The organism is Microvirga sp. KLBC 81, assembly GCF_003075415.1.
Classification (GTDB): Bacteria; Pseudomonadota; Alphaproteobacteria; order Rhizobiales; family Beijerinckiaceae; genus Microvirga.
This window is the reverse complement of sequence record NZ_QDAH01000019.1, coordinates 26238-45772: the sequence shown is the minus strand read 5'-3', so window position 1 is coordinate 45772 and position 19535 is coordinate 26238. Positions and strand designations below refer to the sequence as shown.

At 59.0% G+C, this 19535-nt stretch carries 19 protein-coding genes; 7 read left to right on the top strand and 12 right to left on the bottom strand.

Going from position 1 to position 19535, the window contains the following annotated elements:
- Nucleotides 1–9 precede the first annotated feature (9 nt).
- Entirely contained in the window at nucleotides 10–702 is a 693-nt protein-coding gene (locus tag DC522_RS14210) for an SDR family oxidoreductase (protein ID WP_116529375.1), read from the bottom strand.
- A gap of 245 nt (nucleotides 703–947) precedes the next feature.
- Between DC522_RS14210 and DC522_RS14205 the strand changes: the two genes are divergently transcribed.
- The 3 genes from DC522_RS14205 to DC522_RS14195 all read left to right on the top strand — a co-directional run bounded on the left by DC522_RS14205 (nucleotide 948) and on the right by DC522_RS14195 (nucleotide 3975).
- On the top strand, nucleotides 948–2204 hold the full coding sequence (locus DC522_RS14205; protein ID WP_116529338.1) for a sugar ABC transporter substrate-binding protein: 1257 nt from the start codon (nucleotides 948–950) through the stop codon (nucleotides 2202–2204).
- Between the two features lie 68 nt (nucleotides 2205–2272).
- Nucleotides 2273–3151: a carbohydrate ABC transporter permease gene (locus DC522_RS14200; RefSeq protein WP_116529337.1), complete on the top strand. Its 879-nt coding sequence runs from the start codon at nucleotides 2273–2275 to the stop codon at nucleotides 3149–3151.
- Nucleotides 3148–3975 (top strand): carbohydrate ABC transporter permease, encoded by an 828-nt coding sequence (locus DC522_RS14195; RefSeq protein WP_116529336.1) that lies wholly within the window; start codon nucleotides 3148–3150, stop codon nucleotides 3973–3975. The genes DC522_RS14200 and DC522_RS14195 overlap by 4 nt, the downstream gene beginning before the upstream one ends.
- 123 nt (nucleotides 3976–4098) lie before the next feature.
- Here the strand turns inward: DC522_RS14195 and DC522_RS14190 are convergent, their stop codons facing one another.
- From DC522_RS14190 to DC522_RS14150, 9 genes are all read right to left on the bottom strand, one after another.
- Nucleotides 4099–4926 (bottom strand): lytic transglycosylase domain-containing protein, encoded by an 828-nt coding sequence (locus tag DC522_RS14190; protein WP_116529374.1) that lies wholly within the window; start codon nucleotides 4924–4926, stop codon nucleotides 4099–4101.
- Between the two features lie 84 nt (nucleotides 4927–5010).
- Nucleotides 5011–5877: a hypothetical protein gene (locus DC522_RS14185; RefSeq protein WP_116529335.1), complete on the bottom strand. Its 867-nt coding sequence runs from the start codon at nucleotides 5875–5877 to the stop codon at nucleotides 5011–5013.
- 135 nt (nucleotides 5878–6012) lie between these two features.
- Nucleotides 6013–6219 carry a hypothetical protein gene (locus DC522_RS14180; RefSeq protein WP_116529334.1) on the bottom strand — a complete coding sequence of 69 codons (207 nt, stop codon included), beginning with the start codon at nucleotides 6217–6219 and terminating at the stop codon, nucleotides 6013–6015.
- A 483-nt stretch (nucleotides 6220–6702) separates the two neighbouring features.
- Entirely contained in the window at nucleotides 6703–7875 is a 1173-nt protein-coding gene (locus DC522_RS14175) for an alpha/beta hydrolase (RefSeq protein ID WP_116529333.1), read from the bottom strand.
- A 209-nt stretch (nucleotides 7876–8084) separates the two neighbouring features.
- On the bottom strand, nucleotides 8085–8984 hold the full coding sequence (locus DC522_RS14170) for a shikimate dehydrogenase (RefSeq protein WP_116529332.1): 900 nt from the start codon (nucleotides 8982–8984) through the stop codon (nucleotides 8085–8087).
- 5 nt (nucleotides 8985–8989) lie between these two features.
- Nucleotides 8990–9439, bottom strand: coding sequence for a type II 3-dehydroquinate dehydratase (locus DC522_RS14165; RefSeq protein ID WP_116529331.1), 450 nt, complete (start codon nucleotides 9437–9439; stop codon nucleotides 8990–8992).
- Between the two features lie 27 nt (nucleotides 9440–9466).
- Nucleotides 9467–10768: a TRAP transporter large permease gene (locus DC522_RS14160; protein ID WP_116529330.1), complete on the bottom strand. Its 1302-nt coding sequence runs from the start codon at nucleotides 10766–10768 to the stop codon at nucleotides 9467–9469.
- Nucleotides 10765–11283 carry a TRAP transporter small permease gene (locus DC522_RS14155; protein WP_116529329.1) on the bottom strand — a complete coding sequence of 173 codons (519 nt, stop codon included), beginning with the start codon at nucleotides 11281–11283 and terminating at the stop codon, nucleotides 10765–10767. The genes DC522_RS14160 and DC522_RS14155 overlap by 4 nt, the downstream gene beginning before the upstream one ends.
- A 127-nt stretch (nucleotides 11284–11410) precedes the next feature.
- A complete protein-coding gene (locus tag DC522_RS14150; protein ID WP_116529328.1) occupies nucleotides 11411–12403 on the bottom strand; it encodes a sialic acid TRAP transporter substrate-binding protein SiaP in 993 nt (330 codons plus the stop codon).
- Between the two features lie 179 nt (nucleotides 12404–12582).
- Here DC522_RS14150 and DC522_RS14145 point away from each other — a divergent pair, with 179 nt between their 5' ends.
- From DC522_RS14145 to DC522_RS14135, 3 genes are all read left to right on the top strand, one after another.
- Nucleotides 12583–13251: a GntR family transcriptional regulator gene (locus DC522_RS14145; protein WP_116529327.1), complete on the top strand. Its 669-nt coding sequence runs from the start codon at nucleotides 12583–12585 to the stop codon at nucleotides 13249–13251.
- A gap of 5 nt (nucleotides 13252–13256) precedes the next feature.
- Nucleotides 13257–13925: a GntR family transcriptional regulator gene (locus tag DC522_RS14140; protein WP_116529326.1), complete on the top strand. Its 669-nt coding sequence runs from the start codon at nucleotides 13257–13259 to the stop codon at nucleotides 13923–13925.
- Between the two features lie 65 nt (nucleotides 13926–13990).
- A complete protein-coding gene (locus tag DC522_RS14135) occupies nucleotides 13991–15877 on the top strand; it encodes a bifunctional sugar phosphate isomerase/epimerase/4-hydroxyphenylpyruvate dioxygenase family protein (protein ID WP_116529325.1) in 1887 nt (628 codons plus the stop codon).
- Nucleotides 15878–15916: 39 nt separating this feature from the next.
- On the opposite strand, the gene pepT is transcribed toward DC522_RS14135, so the two are convergent.
- Together pepT and DC522_RS14125 are read right to left on the bottom strand one after the other, a co-directional pair.
- Nucleotides 15917–17152 (bottom strand): peptidase T, encoded by a 1236-nt coding sequence (gene pepT / locus DC522_RS14130; RefSeq protein ID WP_116529324.1) that lies wholly within the window; start codon nucleotides 17150–17152, stop codon nucleotides 15917–15919.
- Nucleotides 17153–17294: 142 nt separating this feature from the next.
- On the bottom strand, nucleotides 17295–17771 hold the full coding sequence (locus DC522_RS14125) for an opioid growth factor receptor-related protein (RefSeq protein ID WP_116529323.1): 477 nt from the start codon (nucleotides 17769–17771) through the stop codon (nucleotides 17295–17297).
- A 1055-nt stretch (nucleotides 17772–18826) separates the two neighbouring features.
- Between DC522_RS14125 and DC522_RS34795 the strand changes: the two genes are divergently transcribed.
- Nucleotides 18827–18964, top strand: coding sequence for a hypothetical protein (locus tag DC522_RS34795; RefSeq protein WP_165820154.1), 138 nt, complete (start codon nucleotides 18827–18829; stop codon nucleotides 18962–18964).
- Nucleotides 18965–19535: the final 571 nt, after the last annotated feature.

The following is a 19535-nucleotide window of genomic DNA, read 5'->3' as shown; positions in this document are numbered from 1 at the left end:
AAGCTCCTCTCACCGGATTGCATCGATAAAGGGCAGGTTGCCTGCCGTCAGACCGCCGTCCACGGGAAGAGAGACGCCCGTGATCCCGGCCGAGAGAGGCGAGGCCAGGAATACCGCCGCATTCGCTACGTCAACAGGGGAGACCATGTGGCCGAGGGGATAGAGGCGCGAGACCTTCTCAAGAATGTGAGGATCCTTCGTGATCCGGTGGTCCCAGGCATGCGTGCGTACGGAACCCGGACAGATCGCATTCGACCGGATGCCATGGACTCCGCATTCCGTCGCGATGGCTCGGGCATAGGCCACAAGACCGGCTTTGGCTGCCGCATAGGCAGGATTTCCGAAATGGGCGAGGGCGTTCACGGATGAGATGAAGACGAACACGCCGGAGCCTCTCGCCTTCATGGGTTCGAGGAAGGGAGCGGTAAAATTGCGGGCCCCGTTGAGATTCACGTCGAGTTCAAAGTTCCAGACACGCTCGTCGACCTGCTCGAGGGTTTCCGCGCGCGTATAGCCTGCGTTGCTGACGACAATGTCCGGCAGGCCGACCTGCGACTGAATGCGCTCGCAGGCTCTCCTGCACGCGTCAGCATTGCTGAGGTCGAAGGTTTCCTTGTGGGCCACGTCCAACGATCGGAGGGCCTCCTCCGAGATGTCGCAGGCGACGACCCTTGCTCCAGCCTCCTGAAAGCGCTGGACCATCGTGACACCAATGCCGCCGCCTGCACCCGTGATCACGGCCAAGCGGCCTTCCAAGCTGTTTGCCAACGACTTGCTCCGAACTGCTTCTAACCTTTGGTGTCCCTAAGGCTGGAGCGATTTATGAAATTTAGCAACATAAAAGCCAGGAATATACGCAATAATTCCCTTGCCTAAGTAATTTTCTTTCACAACAATGCTCGTTGCCGGGCTGCTTTTCTAAGGTGTGCGGCCCTAGCAGAGGGAACATGCACGTGAAAACATTCAACAAGAACACCTTCTTCAGCCTCAAGGGACTTGCGGTTGCAGGTGTCGGCGTCATCGCCCTGTCCGCGAGCGCCAATGCGGGCACTGTCCGTGTCACCGTCGCGGAATATTCGGCCAAGACCGGCCCTTATTTCGAGCAGGTAGCCAAGGACTTCGAAGCGGCCAATCCGGGGATCAAGATCCAGTTCGAGGTGGTGCCGTGGGACAACCTGCTTCAGAAGCTGACCACCGACATTTCGGCCAACGCCAATGCGGATCTGTCGATCATCGGTACGCGCTGGCTCGTGGACTTCGTCCAGCAGGGAATTGCGGAGCCGCTCGACAGCTACATGACTCCCGAGATCAAGGGGCGCTTCATCGAGACCTTCCTGACGCCCTCGGTGATGAACGGCAAGACATACGGTTTGCCCATCGCGGCCTCCGCGCGTGCGATGTACTACAACAAGGATCTGTTCGCGAAGGCGGGCCTCTCCGAGCCGCCCAAGACCTGGGCGGAGCTGGAGGATTATGCCAAGAAGATCTCCGCGCTGGGTAACGGTGTCTATGGCTTCGGTCTCCAGGGGAAGGAAGTCGAGACCGACGTCTATTTCTACTACGGCATGTGGTCCTTCGGGGGCGACATCGTGAAGGACGGCATGTCGGGGCTCGACTCGAAGGCTGCCATCGATGCCGCGTCTCTTTACAAGCGCCTCATCGATCAGGGCGCCACGCAGCCGGGCGTGACCTCCTATGCCCGCGAGGACGTGCAGAACCTGTTCAAGCAGGGCAAGATCGGCATGATGATGACGGCGCCCTTCCTTGCCAACCAGATCCGTGACGAGGCGCCGAACCTCAAATACGGCGTGGCACCGATCCCGAAAGGACCCGGTGGCGATCAGGGCACTTACGGCGTGACCGACTCCGTCATCATGTTCCAGAACTCCAAGAACAAGGCCGAGGCTTTCAAATTCCTCGACTTCCTGTTCCAACCGCAGCAACGCGTGAAGTTCACGGTCAATGAGGGCTTCCTGCCGGTGACCAAGGCGGAAGCGCAGGACAAGTACTTCGTGGAGAATGCTGATCTCAAGGTGTTCACGAGCCTTCTGCCGACCGCCCGCTTCGCGCCTGTAATCGCGGGCTGGGAGGAGATTGCCGATACCACCACATCGGCGCTGCAGCGGATCTATCTCGGCCAGGGCCAGATCGAGCCGACGCTGAAGGAGGCCGCATCCAAGGCCAATGCGGTCCTGAAAAAGTAGTCTCGACAAAGGGGCCGGGCCATCGGGCCAGGCCCCTTCACGCTGTTTGCTCAGTCAGCGGAATGCTTATGACCTCGAAGCGTGTGGTTGCACCCTACGTCCTCATTCTCCCCAGTTTCGTGCTGGCAGCCCTTATCGTCATCTGGCCCGTCAATGAGCTGGCGCAGATCGCGAGCCATAGCGTGAACCGCTTCGGCCAGTTGCGCGACTTTGTCGGCATGGCGAATTTCAGGGCGCTGCTCGACGACCCGAATTTCATCGCCTCGCTCTGGCGCACGGGAATCTGGACCGTCGCGGTGGTCGGCGGCGCCATCATCTGTTCCGTTCCCGTCGCTCTCGTGCTGAACGAGGACTTTTATGGCCGCGATCTTGCGCGTGTGATCGTCATGCTGCCATGGGCGGTTTCACTGACCATGACCGCCATCGTCTGGCGCTGGGCGCTGTCGGGTGAAAGCGGCATGCTGAATTCGGCCCTGCTTGAATTCGGCATCATCGATAAGAATATCCAATGGCTTGCCGAGGCGAGCACGGCCTTCCCGATGCAGATCCTCATCGGCATCCTCGTGACCATCCCCTTTACGGTCACGATCATCCTTGGCGGCCTCTCGTCCATTCCTGACGATCTTTATGAGGCCGCGGCCCTGGAAGGGGCAGGGCGGTGGGAGCAGTTCCGGCACATCACGCTGCCGCTCATCACCCCGTTTCTGAACATCGCGCTCGTGCTGAACACGATCTACGTCTTCAACTCCTTCCCGATTATTTGGGCCATGACTCAGGGTGGGCCGGCGAACTCCACCGATATCCTCGTCACCTATCTCTACAAGGTCGGTTTCAGGCTTGGAAAGCTCGGCGAGGCCTCCGCCGTCTCGCTGGTGATGTTCGGCATTCTCCTGATCTTCACATTGATCTATGTGCGGCTCACTACCCACCGCGGGGTGAAGGCATGAACTCTTCCAAGCTCCGCCGCTCCATCATCTGTTGGCTCGTGCTCTCGCCGGTTGTCGTCGCCGCGCTCTTTCCCTTTGCCGTGATGCTGATTACGGCTCTCAAACCCAATACCGAAGTGCTGACGCCGACCTGGTGGCCCTCCCGGATCGCCTGGGAGAATTTACAGACCATGTGGGTCGCCACCAATTTCGGAAATGCCCTGAAGAACTCGCTCTACGTCTCCGTGCTGGCGACTCTGGGCTCGCTGATCGTCTCTATCCCCGCCGCCTATGCCCTGACGCGCTTCGACTTTAAAGGGCGTGAGTTTTACCGCCAGTTCCTGCTGGTCACGCAGATGCTGTCGCCCATCGTTCTTGTGGTCGGCTTGTTCCGTCTCATGGTGTCGCTGGGCTTGATCGACAGCATCAATGCGGTGACGGTCGTCTATGCGGCCTTCAACATCGCCTTCTCGGTCTGGATGCTGCAGAGCTACTTCGCCACCATTCCGCTCGATCTGGAGGAAGCTGCCTGGATGGAAGGAGCAGGGCGCGCCGAGACCCTGGTGAAAGTATTTCTGCCGCTTGCCATCCCGGCGATGGTCGTGACGGCGATCTTCACTTTCATCAATGCCTGGAACGAATTCGTCATCGCGTTGACCCTGCTGCGCTCGCAGGATAGCTACACGCTCCCTATCCAGATCTTCTCATTGGTGTCCGGCCGTTACACCGTCGAATGGCATCATGTGATGGCGGCCACGTTCGCAGCGACCATTCCCGTTGCCGTCGCATTCGCCTGGCTTCAGCGCTACCTCGTGCGGGGCCTTGCGCTCGGCGCAGTGAAATAATGCCTGTCAAGAGTTGAAGGAAGAAGTCGTGTCGCGATTGCCTGTAAGCCCATGAGGACGATACCGTGATGGCAGGACAGGGGCGATTGCTGAGAAATGAGCGCCATCCCAAACATCCGCCCATCAGCGTCTTGCAGAAGTAGCCTCACCTCCATCAATCTGCTGGCCGATCAGTGCGATAGCCCGCTGATAGACGGGAGCTGCGTTCCATGCCTGGATCGCCTTGAAATTGGCTTCACCGGGCTGATAGCCTTCGCCCGCGCGCCAGCCATGGGCTCTGAGGAAATTTGCCGTCGAGATCAGCGCGTCTGCGGCGTTATCGAGATTGCCACCGGTGCCGTAGTTCAGGATGCTCTTGGGCAAGAATTGGGTCTGGCCGATTTCACCATGCATGGAGCCGCGCGCGTCGGCCGAAAGAATGCCCCGATCAATCAGGGTCAGGGCGGCGTAGAGCTGCTCGGTGAAGTAGGCCGACCGGCGGCAGTCATAGGCGAGCGTCGCTACAGCCGACAGTGTGTTCTGGTTCCCGCGTTGTCGCCCAAAGGCTGTTTCCATCCCCCAGATAGCCAAGAGCGGTCCCGGTGGGATGCCGAAGCGTTGTTCAATGGATGCAAATAAACCTGCATGGGATTGCTTGAGCGCGCGCCCGCGCGCGATAATGACTGAGCCACCTCGCTTGGCGAGAAACTGATCGAGTGATAGACGAAAGCTTTTCTGACCACGGTCAGCCGCGATGGTCGCCGTCGCATAGGTGGTTTCCATGAGAGCTGTGATGGTCGGAGCGCTGACGCCTCTTGCTCTCGCTTCGTTGGCAAACTGCTGCTTCCATGTCTCAAAGCCGGCCGCCGTACTGCCGCACTGCGCGGCTCTCGCTGTGTTCACTGATCCTGCATGGAGCACCAAGGATAAGGATGTGATGGCAATAATCTTTATCGGGTCGCCTGTAGTCATTTCGGGATCCTTTCGCATGCATTGGATCGGCGCAATACTCTCGTGTCACACCGGCTTCATGGGGCGTGATCGCTAGGATAACCTTCATTGGAGGTTAATGGCTCCCAGTCCGAAGCGTGTCTTGTTGTGGGTGATCCAGACCTCTCCCGCTCCAAGCATCATCCCTTTGTCCCGAACAAAGACCGTCTCGAAGGTGGATTTCGCCACAATATCTCGGATGCGCGGGTCCATGGCCGTGTCCTTCGCTGCACGAAGCTGCTCGCGGGTGCGTATGGTCCGCTTGGCCTTTCCCGTCACCGTCAGGGGATAGTGGGCGACCAGAGCGAGGAGTTCGATATCGCCGGAGCGGAAGGCTGCCTTGACGCGCCTGAAACCGTAATAGGCCTCCAAGGGATCGAAACTGAGAGCGCGGTAGCTAGCCTCAATCTCGGGCGACAGCTTCGGCCGGGAGAACCCCGTTTCAGGCGTCCTGACAGGCAGGTCCATGGATCGCCTCAGCTCACGCGCAAGGATGTTCAGGGCTCGGCGCTGGTCAAAGACCTTCTGCAATTTCGACGAACGGCTCGATGTCGCTCCCGTCGCGGGAGATTCTGTGAACTCCTGATTGACTGCCTTCGGGTCGGGTCCGGCATTTTGCCGCTCAGGGGAGGTGGTTTCCTTCCCCAATGCATGATCGAGCTGGTTTTGTGCGATCCAGAGCCTTTCCTCGACCTCGGCCAGGACCTGTTCGTGCGATGGCCTGAACCCAGGGCCTTTTGCGAGATCGGAGGGTAGGGCTTCCATCGCCTCCTGGGGCTTCGGGCCCTTCTGCTCGTCAGACGGATACCGAGGGTCGATCTTGTAGGTCCTGCCGTAGACCCGCACGAAGAATGGGTCAGCATGGGCCGGGAGGCAGAGGAGAGCCAGCAGGAAGCCGGTTATCCCGAGAGCTCTGGCGGGAAAGCAGGCCATAGCCGCCTCCGTTCCAAACGAGATCGGACGGCCTAGTGTACACGTCAGCCTCCGGGACGGAAATGGCTGGGGAAGAGCCAAAACCGCCAGCGATCGAATTGAAGAGGCGGCGATATCTCCCCGACCGTTGTCATCCTAATGAAGCCGGCGTTCTGAAATTGCCTCTTTGATGTGAACCAGCTTATTGAGCTTGTGCTGATCCACGCCGAGCTGTCCCGCCCATTCGTGCAGCGCGGAGCTATAGAGCCGGGCGAGGAAGCGTGTGGGGTTCTCTGCGCCACCCTTCAGCCTCACGAGTTCGTTCAGGGCCTGTCTCAGCATCATACGATCAACGGGCATCATCACACCTCGCTCCAGAAGGAGCTAATGTGCGTTTTGGAGACCACGCCGTCAAAGGATCAAAAGGCTTACCATCTGGGGCGGCGGGTGCTTTCTACGCGAGCCTCTCGTCAAGAATGCCAAGTCCTTGTCGCAAGCGATCAAGCAAGTTCGTCCACCCCGTCACAATATTCTGCCCACACCACGGCAACCTGTCTAAAGCTGTGCTGTGCACGGCGGTGGAGGCATCCTCGCCGGTGTGGTTCGGGCGGAGTGGCTTGAGAATTTAATTCCTATCGCGAGCGGGCTTTCCGTCTGCGCGCCAGATTTCGGAATGGGGAGCACCTCCCGGCCTGGTAGGCGTGGCCCAGGCATAGCCCATGTCCGACCAAGTGGAAGCCTCGGAGGAGTGGCGCGGGGCATAGCGGGAGTCCGTCCTTTTGATACGCCTAAAACTCCGGATTTCCTCAATCGCATAGGGTCGGGATAGTTTGATTGTCTAGGGGCTTATCGCGGACCAGGTTTGCGTCGGCCTCTCGATGGGAGCTGGAGGCGATAGCGCTGAGTGTCGGTGCGGTCCCGGTTTGCGATCTTGTCCTGCCGCGCACCCATCAGAACGGCGACAATGTCGTCGCGCACCGCTGGAAAAATCCGATAGTACTGATGGCTCTGGAAGTCCTGCCTCGGGCTAATGGCGTCGCTGACATCGATCGCAGCGACCTTGTCGCTGATCATCGCCATGTTCTCCGGCCCATTCACCCCAAGGCGCGGACCGTTGAATTTGGTGACCGAACTCAAGGTCGAGAGAATCCAGTCCTCCTGAGTGTGGTAGACTGTCACGCGATTGCCGAGACGGGGCAGGTATCGCAACTCCCTGGCATCTTCAAACGCATCCTCGTCTTCGTCCGCTGCGGCGAGGATGATCTGGTCGAACGTCCGGCGCAGGCGATTGGGATCCGGGGCCTCTGTTGGCATGGCGACCAGTGCAGGAAAGGGGCGATCTTCTGCATCCGTGGCAGGTGCGTCCGATGCCCGGATGTACTCGCGTGGCTCGCCCTGGGGCACCTGCATCAAGGCCTGTACCGCATACCGGAAGGCATAATTGCCCATACTATGGCAAATGAGGTGCAGTGGCTGTCGGCAGATGTCTCGGCGAGGAAGATTATCGATGAAGTCGTAGAGGATACGCATCGTGCGGGCGATGGCCACTCCGGACGCCCGCGCGGTGCCGCGGTCATGAAAGTAGTCTGTGTAGGGCAGGGGTGTGGGCAGAGGCGTGCCGATGGACGGCCATGTGAATGAGAACACGTTCGCATCGATGCCGTAGAAGTCGATGATCGTGGCGGCCCGCTCAATGGCATCCTTGAACGTGTTTGAGAAACCGTGGATCACGACCAGTGTCGGCCGCCCTCCCTCCTGCATATCCTGCCGGAGCTTTTCGAAGATATCTCGGCTGCCGCGCCGGATCGAAGGGCCGTAGAGTTGTTCCTGAGCGACGTAAAGCGAGCCTGGGATTAAACTGGAACTCGTTGCGGTGACCTTTGCCTGAGCGCTGCCGAAGCGAATGGCGGTGCCGTCGATGGGCCCAAGCTCGGAGCCGAAGTCGATGATGGTGCCGCCGCTCGCGTCCGTGAGCGGCATGCGATTGGTCCCAAAATAGACCGTCACAACTTGCGCCATGGCTCGTTTCTCCGTGCGGAGCCAGTGTCTCACGTCCACAGCCAAGTGTCAGCAGGCCGAGAATGGCAGGGAAGTGTTTCGGGCGCGGAGTAATCTCGCCTGCAATCCCATCTTCCGAGTGCTCAGCCACAACTCGGCATGCTGCTGTAGCCATCCTATGAAATCTGAATGTCACGTTGTGCGAAGCTGGTTCCTGTGTATGCCTACAATTACATCTCGTTGAAGTGCTGAAGCATGCGCGCGGCGTCTGGTTCCCGGTCCGTGAACAGGCGGAAAGCTCCGACAGCTTGGAAAACGGCCATGCCGCCGCCGGACATGGTGCGGCAGCCGCGTGCTCGGGCCTGGCGCAACAGCTCCGTCTCAAGCGGGAAGTAGACGATGTCGGCGACCCAGAGATCGGAGCGCAGCAATTCCACAGGCACCGCCATGCCGGGATACTTCGCCATTCCGAGCGGGGTCGTATTCACCATGCCGTCGGCTTTGGCCATTGCCTCCGCGAAACCGGATGTCGCGGAGGCGCATCCCGCACCGAAGCGCTCGCTCAACGCTGCCGCAAGAGTGCGGGCGCGCTCCTCATGTGTGTCGATGAGAGTGATCTCGCCGACTCCGAGAGTCAGCAGAGCATGCGCAACGGCTGCTCCAGCGCCGCCGGCACCGAACTGAACCACGCGATCTCTTCGGACGTCAGGCAGTTCGCGCCTGAAGCTCTCCGCAAATCCCCACCAGTCCGTGTTGTGTCCCACACGCCTGCCGTCTTTCAGTACCACGGTGTTGACCGCCCCGAGAGCGGCTGCATCGGGTGACAATCCATCAAGAAGCGGTATCACGGCCTGCTTGCAGGGATGGGTGATATTGAGTCCAGCAAAGCCGAACCGCTGGGCTGCAGCCAGGACTTCCGGAAGAGCACTCTCGTCGAGACCCAGCACCTCAAGATCGATCAGCTTGTAGACGTAGCGCAAGCCCTGTTCGGCGCCCTCACGCTCATGGAGGCGTGGGGTGCGTGAGGCCTGGATACCAGCCCCCACCAATCCGACGAGAACAGAGGGCCATGTCCATAGGCTTTGCGCTTCGCGTTCTCTGTCGGCTGCCGACGATAGCTCTCTCGTCATGGGCGTCAGGCGCTCGCTGCCGCTTTGGAACTCATATTGAGCATTGCTTTGACCGCAATCGGGTAGCCCTCCGTGCCAAGGCCCGCGATGACGGCAGTCGCAACTGGGGAGACATAGGACTTGTGGTAGATCGGCTCGCGCCGGTGGATGTTCGAGATGTGCAGCTCGACAATAGGGCCAGGAAACATCTTCAGGGCATCCATGATGGCCATGGAGGTGAAGGTGAAGGCTGCCGGATTGATGATGATCCCACTGCCCTCGTCGATGGCCTCATGGACCCAATCAATGATCTCGTATTCGCGGTTCGACTGCCGGAAGACGATTGCTTGTTCGGGTGCAGCTGCGCGGCACATAGCCTCGACTTCGGCCAAAGTCGTCCGCCCGTAGATCTCAGGCTCGCGGGTCCCGAGGCGGTTCAGGTTCGGCCCATTGAGAATGTAGATTGGTTTGCTCATCGATAGCTTCTCTCGAATTGAGTCCGTTCATCCCTGATATCCGAACATCCTGGGCAACCAGAGCACGGTTTCCGGCACGAAGGTTAGGATGGCCAGGGCCACGATCATCGCAAAAAGGAACGGCAGGGTGTCACGGACGATATTGCGCAACGGCTCCCCTGAAATGTTCGCCATGATGAACAGGAGCAGGCCGTAGGGAGGTGTGATCAGTCCGATCATGATGTTGACGACCACCACCACCCCGAAATGCACAAGGTCGATACCAAGTGCCTGAGCCGTTGGGATGAAGACCGGCACGACGATGAGAAGGATCGCCGTTCCCTCAAGCGCGCACCCCAGGAGCAGCAGCAGGACATTGACCAGGATCAGGAAGCCGGTGGGTGAGAGTTCCCAGGCCGAGAGAATGGCTTTCACACCTTCGGGAATATTCTCGACAGTGACGACATAGTTGAACACCAGTGATCCCGCGATCAGCAAGCCGATGGATATCGATGTGCGAGCACTGACAGCGAGCGAGTTGTAGAAGTCGCGCCAGCTCACGCTGCGATAAAGCCCTACCGATATGATCAGTGCATATGCAGCTGCGACGGCGGCGGCTTCGGTCGGCGTCATGACGCCGGTGTAGATGCCGCCGAGCAACACAACCGGCATCATGAGGGACGGGAAAGCCTCCCAGGTGACTCGAGGGAGCTTGCGTAGGGGAACGGGTTTCTCGACCGGGAAATTCCTGCGCCGGGCTGTGACGGCCACGATAATCATTTGACTGACTGCCATCAGCAATCCCGGAATGATCCCGCCGAGGAAGAGAAAACCAATGGAGGCATCGGAGACGAGTGCATATAGCACCATCGGGATGGATGGTGGAATGATCGGGCCTATGACCGAGGAGACGGCCGTGACGGCAGCGGCGTAACTCGGCGCGTAGCGGCCATCGCGAGTCATCATGACCTGCATCATGCGCCCGGTTCCGGCCGCATCTGCAATCGCAGAACCTGACATGCCGGCGAAGATGATGCTCTGCAGGATGTTAACATGCGCAAGCCCGCCCCTGAACCGGCCAACAAGAGCGTTGCAGAACGTCATGAGCCTGTCGGTCATGCTGCCGATGTTCATGAACTCGGCGGCAAGAATGAACAACGGAACCGAGAGGATCACGTAGTTGGAGTACATGCCGTTCAGGATCTGCTCTGCGGCGGTTCCCATATCCAGGCCAGAGAGCAGAAGGTAAAGGATTGAACCTGCGATCATCGAATGGCCGATGGGCAGGCCGAGAAAGGCAAGGAATGTGATCGCGACCAGCGCGAGCGAGAAGGGGCTTGCCAGGTTCATACGCCGGAACTCGCCTTAGTAGGATCGAACTCGTCGGGCGCGACGCCACGCATGGCCTGCCAGGCTAACCAGATGTAGCGGATGATGGTAGCAACGACGAAGACGATGTAGATCGAAAACAGCCAGTCGAAACGGATTTTGAGGTAGCCGGTCTTTTCCACCTTCATGAAGGTGACGTAGTCGAAGACGGCCGGGAGTGAGATCGCGTAGAGAGCGATCAATATCAGGGCGGTGATGATGCACATGACCCTGCGCGGACCGGGACCAACGGCTCCGTAGATGATGTCGAAGCGAATCTCCTCCCGTTCCCTGATAACGAACGAGGCGCCCCACAGGACGAGCCAGATCCAAAGGATCACACTTATTTCATGCGTCCAGCCGATCGGGAGATTCAGGGCATATCTGAAGGCGATCTGCAGGAGAAAGGCCAGGAACATCAAGGCCAACATGAGGGCTGCGACGTTCTCGGCGCGCCGTGCCAGCCAGGGGCCAATGTGTCGTACCCATGCAGTCATGACAAGATTTTCCTTCCTTAAAAAGAAGGCGCCTATCAGTGCGAATGAGGCTGCTTACCGCCAGGGGCCCGATGCTGCTCAGGGAGCTGTCGAACGATGATGTCACGACAGCTCCTCGGCTAAAGCCTCACATGGCGTTGATCTTATCCAGCATGCCCGGCTCCCAGCTCTTGGCGAGGTCGGAGGCCAGATACTTCTTCTGCGCGAAATCGCGGAAGGCCTTCAGGTCAGGCGTGTAGACAGTGAGACCCTTCTCCTTAAAGAAGGTAGCAAGCTCAGCCTCCTTCTTCAGGTGCTCCTGCGTGCTCCACTCGATCGCCTTCTCGGCCGCGGCCTGGAAGGCCGCCTGCTTCTCCGGCGACATTGCGTTCCAGACTTTGTTGGATACGGCCAGAAGATCGAAGCCGACGAGATGCGAGGTCAGGGCGATCTGCGACATCACCTCGTAGAACTTCATATTCTGAACGTTCGGCAGCGGATTATCCTGCCCGTCGATGGCTCCGGTCTGCAGGCCGGTATAGACCTCGGCATAAGCCATAGGCGTGGGATTCGCTCCGAGCGATTGACCAAGGAATTGCCATGCATCGCCGCCGGGCATGCGCAGCTTGATTCCGGCAAGATCCTCCGGCGTGTTGATCTTCTTGTTCGGCTTCAGACCGACATGCCGAGCGCCGAAATAGGTCGGACCCAGGATGTGAATGCCGAGCTTATCCGAAGCCATCTTCTTGAGTTGCTGGCCGACATCGCTCGCGAACACCTTTTTCAGGTGATCTGCATCGCGGAAGAGATAGGCGGATGTCACGATGGACCAGGCGGGGATCTGGTTGGAGATATCCTGCGGCGCGATGTTACCCATCTCCAGGTTGCCGCGCTGCATCGCCACGAGCTCAGTGCCCTGCTTGAACAGGGTGCCGCCGTAATAGGGCTGGAGGGTGAAGCCTTGAGCCTTAATGTCCTCGGCAAAGCGCTTCATCATCTCGGCACGGATGTCCTGGTCCGAGAAGACGGCCGAAAATCGTAAGGTGGAAGGCGCCTGTGCGGCGGCTGGCCCGCCCATGCTCCAAGCCAGAAAGGCCGCGCCGGCGGCCATCAGTACACGGCGGTTGATGCTGAGTGGCATGTGTTCCTCTCCTAAAGGGCAGTGCGCATTTTTTGCGTCTTAGGTCGAACTATCTGCTCAGATATTTGCAAAATCAATAGGCGTTTTTAAAATCATCTGATATTTTACATTAAGTCGGATAACCGTTGGGCCTGTCTACCCTGTGGGGAGGGGCTGAGAGTGATCGCAAGCGTGGCGGGATGAGTATCGAGCTTTTAGCGACATCGATTGCGGATCGGGCCTATGACCGGATTCGGGCTGATATCGTCTTCGGGCGCCTTGCGCCCGGAGGCAGGCTCCGGCTCGACCGTTTGGCAAAGGATTACGGCGCGAGCATCAGCACGGTTCGAGAAATCCTCAGCCGCCTGTCGTCGGAAGGATTGGTGATTGCGGAGGGGCAGCGCGGCTTTCGTGTCACTCCCGTTTCGCCCGAGGGGCTTCAGGACGTGGCGTCGATGCGGCTGCTCCTGGAGACCTACGCGCTTCCCTTATCCTTCGCGGCCGGCGATCTGGAATGGGAAAGCCGTGTCGTCGCCGCCCATTACAAACTGGCGGTCATGGAGCGGCGCATGATGGCGGGCGAGACCGCCGGCATGGAGCTCTGGAAGCGGTATGACCGCGAATTCCATCAAACTCTCATCGAGGCCTGCGGCTCGCAGACCCTTCTCGATCTTTATGGCGGAGTCTTCGACCAGTACCTCCGCTATCAAATGGTGGCGGTCGTCTTTCGTGGAGCAATAGCTGCCGAGGAGCACAAGCTCCTCCTGGATTGCGCTCTGACCCGCGATGCCGAGCGTGCCTGCCAAGTTCTCAGCCGGCATGTGAACGGGTGCGTGGATTACACCTTAGACAGCGGTGCCCTGCGATGAATGACATGGCGACGAACCCGCAACTTCAGGGCATAGGCGAAAGCGCCTATCACAAGATCCGGACCGATATCGTATTCGGCCGTCTTTCTCCGGGAAGGAAGCTGAAGCTGGAGCAGCTGAAAACCGACTATGGTGCAAGCGTCAGCACGCTACGCGAGATCCTGAGCCGGCTCTCATCCGAACGCCTCGTCGTCGCGGAGGGTCAGAAAGGGTTCGAGGTCGCGCCCGTCTCCATCGCGAACTTGCGGGAAATCGCAGACCTCCGGCAATTGCTGGAATGTCGCGCCCTGGAGCAGTCCTTCCGGGCCGGCGATATGGAATGGGAAGGGCGCGTCGTCGCTGCGCACCACCGGCTGGCACGCATGGAAGAGCGGATGGCTGAAGGAGATCGAAGCCAGACCGAGGAGTGGAAGCAGTATGACTGGCAGTTCCATCAGGCGCTGATCTCCGCCTGCGGATCGAAGATGCTGATCGACACTCATGCCGCAGTCTTCGACAAATATCTCCGCTATCAGATGATCGCCCTGAGCTATCGCGGGGAGATCGCTGCAGAGGAGCATCGGCTTCTGCTGGAATGTGCTCTGGAGAGGGACGCTGCACGGGCTTGTGAGGTGCTGACGCGCCACGTCGCTGGCGGCGTCGAGCATGCGCTCGCGACCGGAACAATCAAATAACCGAGAAGGAGCGAGCCGGACGGCAACGCTCGCCTAAAAACCATGAGGGAACTGGATCCAAGAGCATGCGCACCGCCATCGCCACGGTTTGTTTAAGCGGCACTCTCACCGAAAAGATTGAGGCCATTGCGGCCGCCCAGTTCAAGGGCGTCGAGATCTTCGAGAACGATCTGCTCTCCTTCAACGGCACGCCGGTCGATGCGCGGCGCATGATCGAAGGTCTGGGCCTCAAGACCATCACCCTTCAGCCTTTCCGCGATTTCGAGGGCATGCCAGAGCCGCAGCGCTCCAAGGTCTTTGCCAGAGCTGAACGCAAGTTCGACGTCATGCAGGAACTCGGCTGCGACCTGCTCATGGTGTGCAGCAATGTCTCGCCGGACTCTCTCGGGGGTATCGAGCGGGCAGCCGCTGACTTCCACGAACTTGGGGAACGCGCCGCCAAGCGCGGCATGCGCGTGGCTTTTGAGGCTCTCTCCTGGGGACGTCACATCCACGATTATCGCGACTCCTGGGAGGTCGTGCGACGGGCAAATCACCCTGCAGTGGGGCTGGTGCTCGACTCCTTCCACATTCTCGCTCGCGGGACGGACCTGTCGGCGATCAGCTCCATTCCTCCCGAGAAGATCTTCCTGGTGCAGATGGCCGATGCACCGAAACTCGACATGGATTATCTCTCATGGAGCCGACATTACCGCTGCTTCCCGGGGCAGGGCGATCTCCCGGTTGACGACTTCATGCTCGCCCTGCATGCAACTGGCTTCGACGGACTTTTATCATTGGAAATCTTCAATGACCGTTTTCGGGCAGGCTCAGCGCGCAATGTCGCCATCGATGGGCAGCGCTCTCTCATTGTCATGCTCGATGAGCTCCGGCGGCGGACGGGATCGACGATACCCGATCTGCCTGAGCTTCCACCGAAAGCTGCTTGCTCCGGCGTCGAGTTCGTCGAGTTCGCAGTCGATGAACGGAGCGCAGTTGGATTCGAGCAGATCTTGACAGGCCTCGGATTCCGCAAGGCCGGGATTCACCGCTCCAAGGCCGTGACGCGCTGGCGACAGGGCGACATCAACATCGTCGTGAATTCGGACAAAGAAGGATTTGCTCACTCCTTCAATATCACGCATGGAACGTCCGTGTGCGCCTTGGCTCTTCGCGTCGATGACGCGCCCGGAACCGTGAGCCGGGCCGTCACGCTTCTCGACCAGCCGTTCCAGCAGCCGGTCGGGCCGGGGGAGACGAATATCCCGGCGGTCCGCGGACTTGGCGGGAGCCTGCTGTATTTCGTGGACCAGAAGAGTGGGCTCGATCGGCTTTGGGATGTGGATTTCGAGCCTGTCGATGCCGAGGACTTCAAGGGAGCCGGACTGACCAGTCTCGATCACGTGTCCCAGTCCATGCATTACGAAGAGATGCTGACTTGGCTTCTGTTCTATACATCGCTCCTCGACGTGCAGAAGACGCCGGTTCAGACCGTGATCGATCCAGGCGGCGTCGTGCAGAGCCAGGCCATTGAGACCGTTGATGGTTCTCTCCGTCTGATCCTGAATGCCTCGCAGAGCCAACGTACCCTGTCGTCTCGATTCCTGACCGAGCTGTTCGGATCGGGAGTGCAGCATATTGCCCTGAGGACAGACGACATTTTCGAAACAGTCGCCTGCCTGAAGGAGAACGGAGTGGACCTCCTGCCCATTCCGGAGAACTACTACGACGATCTCGAAGTCAGAACGGACCTCTCCGCCGAAGATGTCGAACGGATGCGCTCGGCCAATATCCTGTATGACCGTGAAGGTCCTGCCGAGTACTTCCAGGTTTACACCAGGACTCTGGAAGGGGGCTTCTTCTTTGAGATTGTGGAGCGGCGTGCATACCGCGGGTATGGCGCTGCCAATGCGCCGATCCGCCTTGCCTCGCAGACGCGCCTCGCATCCAATACGGTGCCCGCTGGCCTTTGACACGCAGTCCCTCAGCTGGCTCCAAGGCGAGGAGGCGCTTTAAGCGCGCTCCTCCCAGAGCTTGGCGAGTTCGACGATGGTCTTCACCGCCTTTTCCATGTCCTGGCTGCTGACGAATTCCAGTGGGGAATGGAACGCATGGCCGCCGGCGAAGATATTGGGGCAGGGCAGTCCCATGAAGGAGAGGCGCGAACCGTCCGTGCCACCCCGAATGCTGCCGCGCTCAGGCTCGATGCCTGCGCGCCTGATCGCTTCTATTGCATACTCTACGATCTCCGGATGCCGGTCGAGCACGACCTTCATGTTGCGGTACTGTTCCTTGAGGGTGAAAGTGTAACTGGAACCCGGATAATCCTTCATCACCTCCTTGGTGATGTTTTCCAGCAGCGCCTCCTTGTGCTTCAGGCCGTCCTCCGTGAAGTCGCGGATGATGAGGCTCAAGTTCGCCTTTTCCATCACACCGGATACGCCGGTGGGATGAATGAAGCCTACACGGTCCTTCGTCGTCTCAGGCGCCATGTCCTTCGGGAGGCGATCAATGATGGCGCCGGCAATCCTGATGGCGTTTTCCATCTTGCCGTAGGCGAAACCCGGATGGATTGCCACGCCCTTGATGGCGATCTCGAGCGCATCGGCGGAAAAGGTCTCGTCCTCGATCGTGCCGGCAGTCTCGCCATCCATCGTGTAGCCGAAATCGGCGCCAAGTTTCTTCAGGTCGACTTTGTCGACGCCGCGGCCGATCTCCTCGTCGGTGGTGAAGAGGATGCGGATCGTGCCGTGCTTGATGTCCGGATTCTTGATCAGGAACTCGGCGGCGGCCATGATTTCGGCAACGCCGGCCTTGTCGTCCGCGCCCAAGAGTGTGGTCCCGTCCGAGGTGACGATATCGTGGCCGATCAGATCATTCAGCACGGGATTGTCGGCCACCCGAATGACCTGGCTGGGATCGCCCGGGAGCCGGATGTCGCCGCCCCGGTAGTTCCTGACGATCTGCGGCTTGACGTTGGTGCCGGAAAAATCCGGTGCCGTATCCATATGAGCACAGAAGCAGATGACAGGAACGTTGTTCTTTGGAGTGTTCGCCGGAATGGTCGCATAGACATAACCGTGCTCGTCGAGATGCGCATCGGAGACGCCGATCTCGAGGAGTTCCTCGACCAGCAGACGGCCGAGCTTCTTCTGCTTCTCGGTCGAAGGCTGGGTCGGGGATGCGGCGTCGGACTGGGTGTCAATGACGACGTAACGGAGAAAACGATCTGTAACGCTGGCGGCCATGGGTCAAGATCCAAATCGCGAAAGGAACGATGGATTTGTAGCGAGGCAAAGCCGTCTCGGGAATGGGCTGTCAGGAAATCCGTCGTTTCGAGCGTATTTATCGTCCATTCAGTGCTTCGCGATGGAGCCTTGAGGCACGCCCTCAGGGCTTATTCTCCGCCGCCTCGGCCCAGTAGCGAAGGCTTTGATGATTGACAGGGGCTCCAGCCGCATCATGCAGGGCCAGAATAGCCTCGTAAAACCGGCACGCCGCATCCGGTTCGGCGAGCAGGCGGAGGCTGTTGATGATCCGCGTGATCCGCAGATGATTATGGTCTTGCCACCTGAGCCAATCGTTCGTCTCGCGGTAGAAGCGGAGCATCCGCTCCGTTGCTTTCAGGAGAGTATCGGACGCGCGGCGATCTGCCCGGATGGCTTCGATTTCCGCACTTGTCAGAACGGGAGCGCTGGGCTGGGCGGCGCTGCGGCTCGGAAGAGGAAACAGCCACTGAATGTAGTCATGCACGGCTTCGAGCTGCTCGTTGGAGAAGCCGAGAACATCGGCTGCATATCGCCCTCGGTGATCGCATCCAGTGCCAGCAAGGTAGGCGTGAAGGGGGCCAGACGAAGACTCAGACATTCGCCGTCTCCAATGCCGGTGCCATGAGACTGTAGACGAAGTCTAACACGATAGCCGGGGTTATCGCATGGCCCTGGGGCCGACGGCATCACTGCTGTGTGTCCCCTCAGACGAACAAAGCGGCTTACGGCTCCAGAGGCTCAAGGCTTCCCAGAGAGACCCATCCGATGGGGCGGTGGGGAATAGGGACCAGATAGGCTCGCCCAGCCTCTATCTTCTCGATCCTACAGGACAAAGCTCGTTGATCTCCTGGAGGGCGATACACGACGATCGTGCCAACCTGAAATTTGTCCTCCAAGGCAGAATTCTCGCTGAGATTTCCCTGATTGGGAGCGGCGCTATTCGGCAATGCTGCAGCATCTCTTGCGGCTCTGAAGCGATCGAGGGCGGCGATGGCCACGCGGGCTCTGTCCTTATACCGCTTGCCAACAGCTCTCAGGATCGGGCCGCTGGAGCGCCCTGGGTACCAGGTAGAACCACCCACTTTTGCGAGTTCGTGGGCAACGGCTTCAATTTCTTCTTCTGTCACCTAACACCGTCCACCGTCATACGATCTATGTAAAGGATTACATAGGGCAGGTAGAGAAGGAGTTAACGGACCGCGCGTGGGTCGATCAGTGAAAAAGAAGCCAACTGATCAGCGTCAGAGGGGCGATTACTCCTAGTCCGAACGGCACAATGTGGTGAGCCATGGGGATCATCCTTAGATGATCTATTCTTACCTTACGTAATATGACTGTCTGTGACTTGCCGCACATGGGAGTGCGTAGGGACTGTTCCAGATCGAATCCGTGGTCCCCGACAAGAACGATGCCCGTCTCAGTCAAAATGCCTCGGGTTCTAGAGCATCGTGCGGAAAAGTGGATCCGGTTTCCGCTCGAAACGATGCGCTCTCTCTAGAAGGGAGCATCGGACCCAAAAGTGCAAATCCACGTTTGGATCCGATGCTCTAGGTCAATGCCGATGAAGTGTTGGCAAGCCTCCCGCAAGCCTGCGGTCCCAAGCTCTCTTCCGTACGGGCAGATTCGCCTGACCGAGATTGCGGAGGGGTTCCCATGGCGGCAGTGTTGACTTGTGCGGTGATTGTCTCGCTGGCGGGCCTCATCGCGCCACCTGCCCTGAAGATCATCAGGCTCGGGCGCGAAGGGCGGATGGAGCTGAGGCCAGTTCGACAGGCCTTTGCTCCTGAGTAGGATGGGGGGCGCTCGTCAAACGAGCGCTGAGTGAGTGGGCTTAGCGTCCAGACTGATGAGATCCCTAGTCCAGTTCCAAGCAGTATAGAGAAGTCCATCGCTATCAAGAACATAGACGTTCTGGTGGGCGGATGCGCCGGCGCGGTGCGCCAAGGTCACGGCAAATTTCAGCGCATTGGTTCGAAAATAAAAGGCTCCAAGGTCCCGGCCTTGGTGAAGAACAGACCATCGCCTATCGCGATACGCAACACAGTACGCTTCGTGGGGCATTCAGGCACCTCCGAAGTTGTTGGGTGATTAAATCATGCGGGAGCCTTGCTAACCCCTGCTGGCAGTCCATGCAACCCGTAAAACCGAAGCTTGTATAACCTGAGGGGGTTAAGGATCGGTAGATGAAAGGTCGGATCGCCGGACAGTAAAGGTTCGGCCTAGAATGGAAAAGCCTCCTGACCTGCCTTTGTCAGATTAATCGGCAGATAAGGAGGCTCTGATGTTACAGACTATGAACAGTCTTCGCGATGCTCACTTCGAAGAGGTTGTAGGAACAGCTTTATTGGTTTTCGCCCTGCAC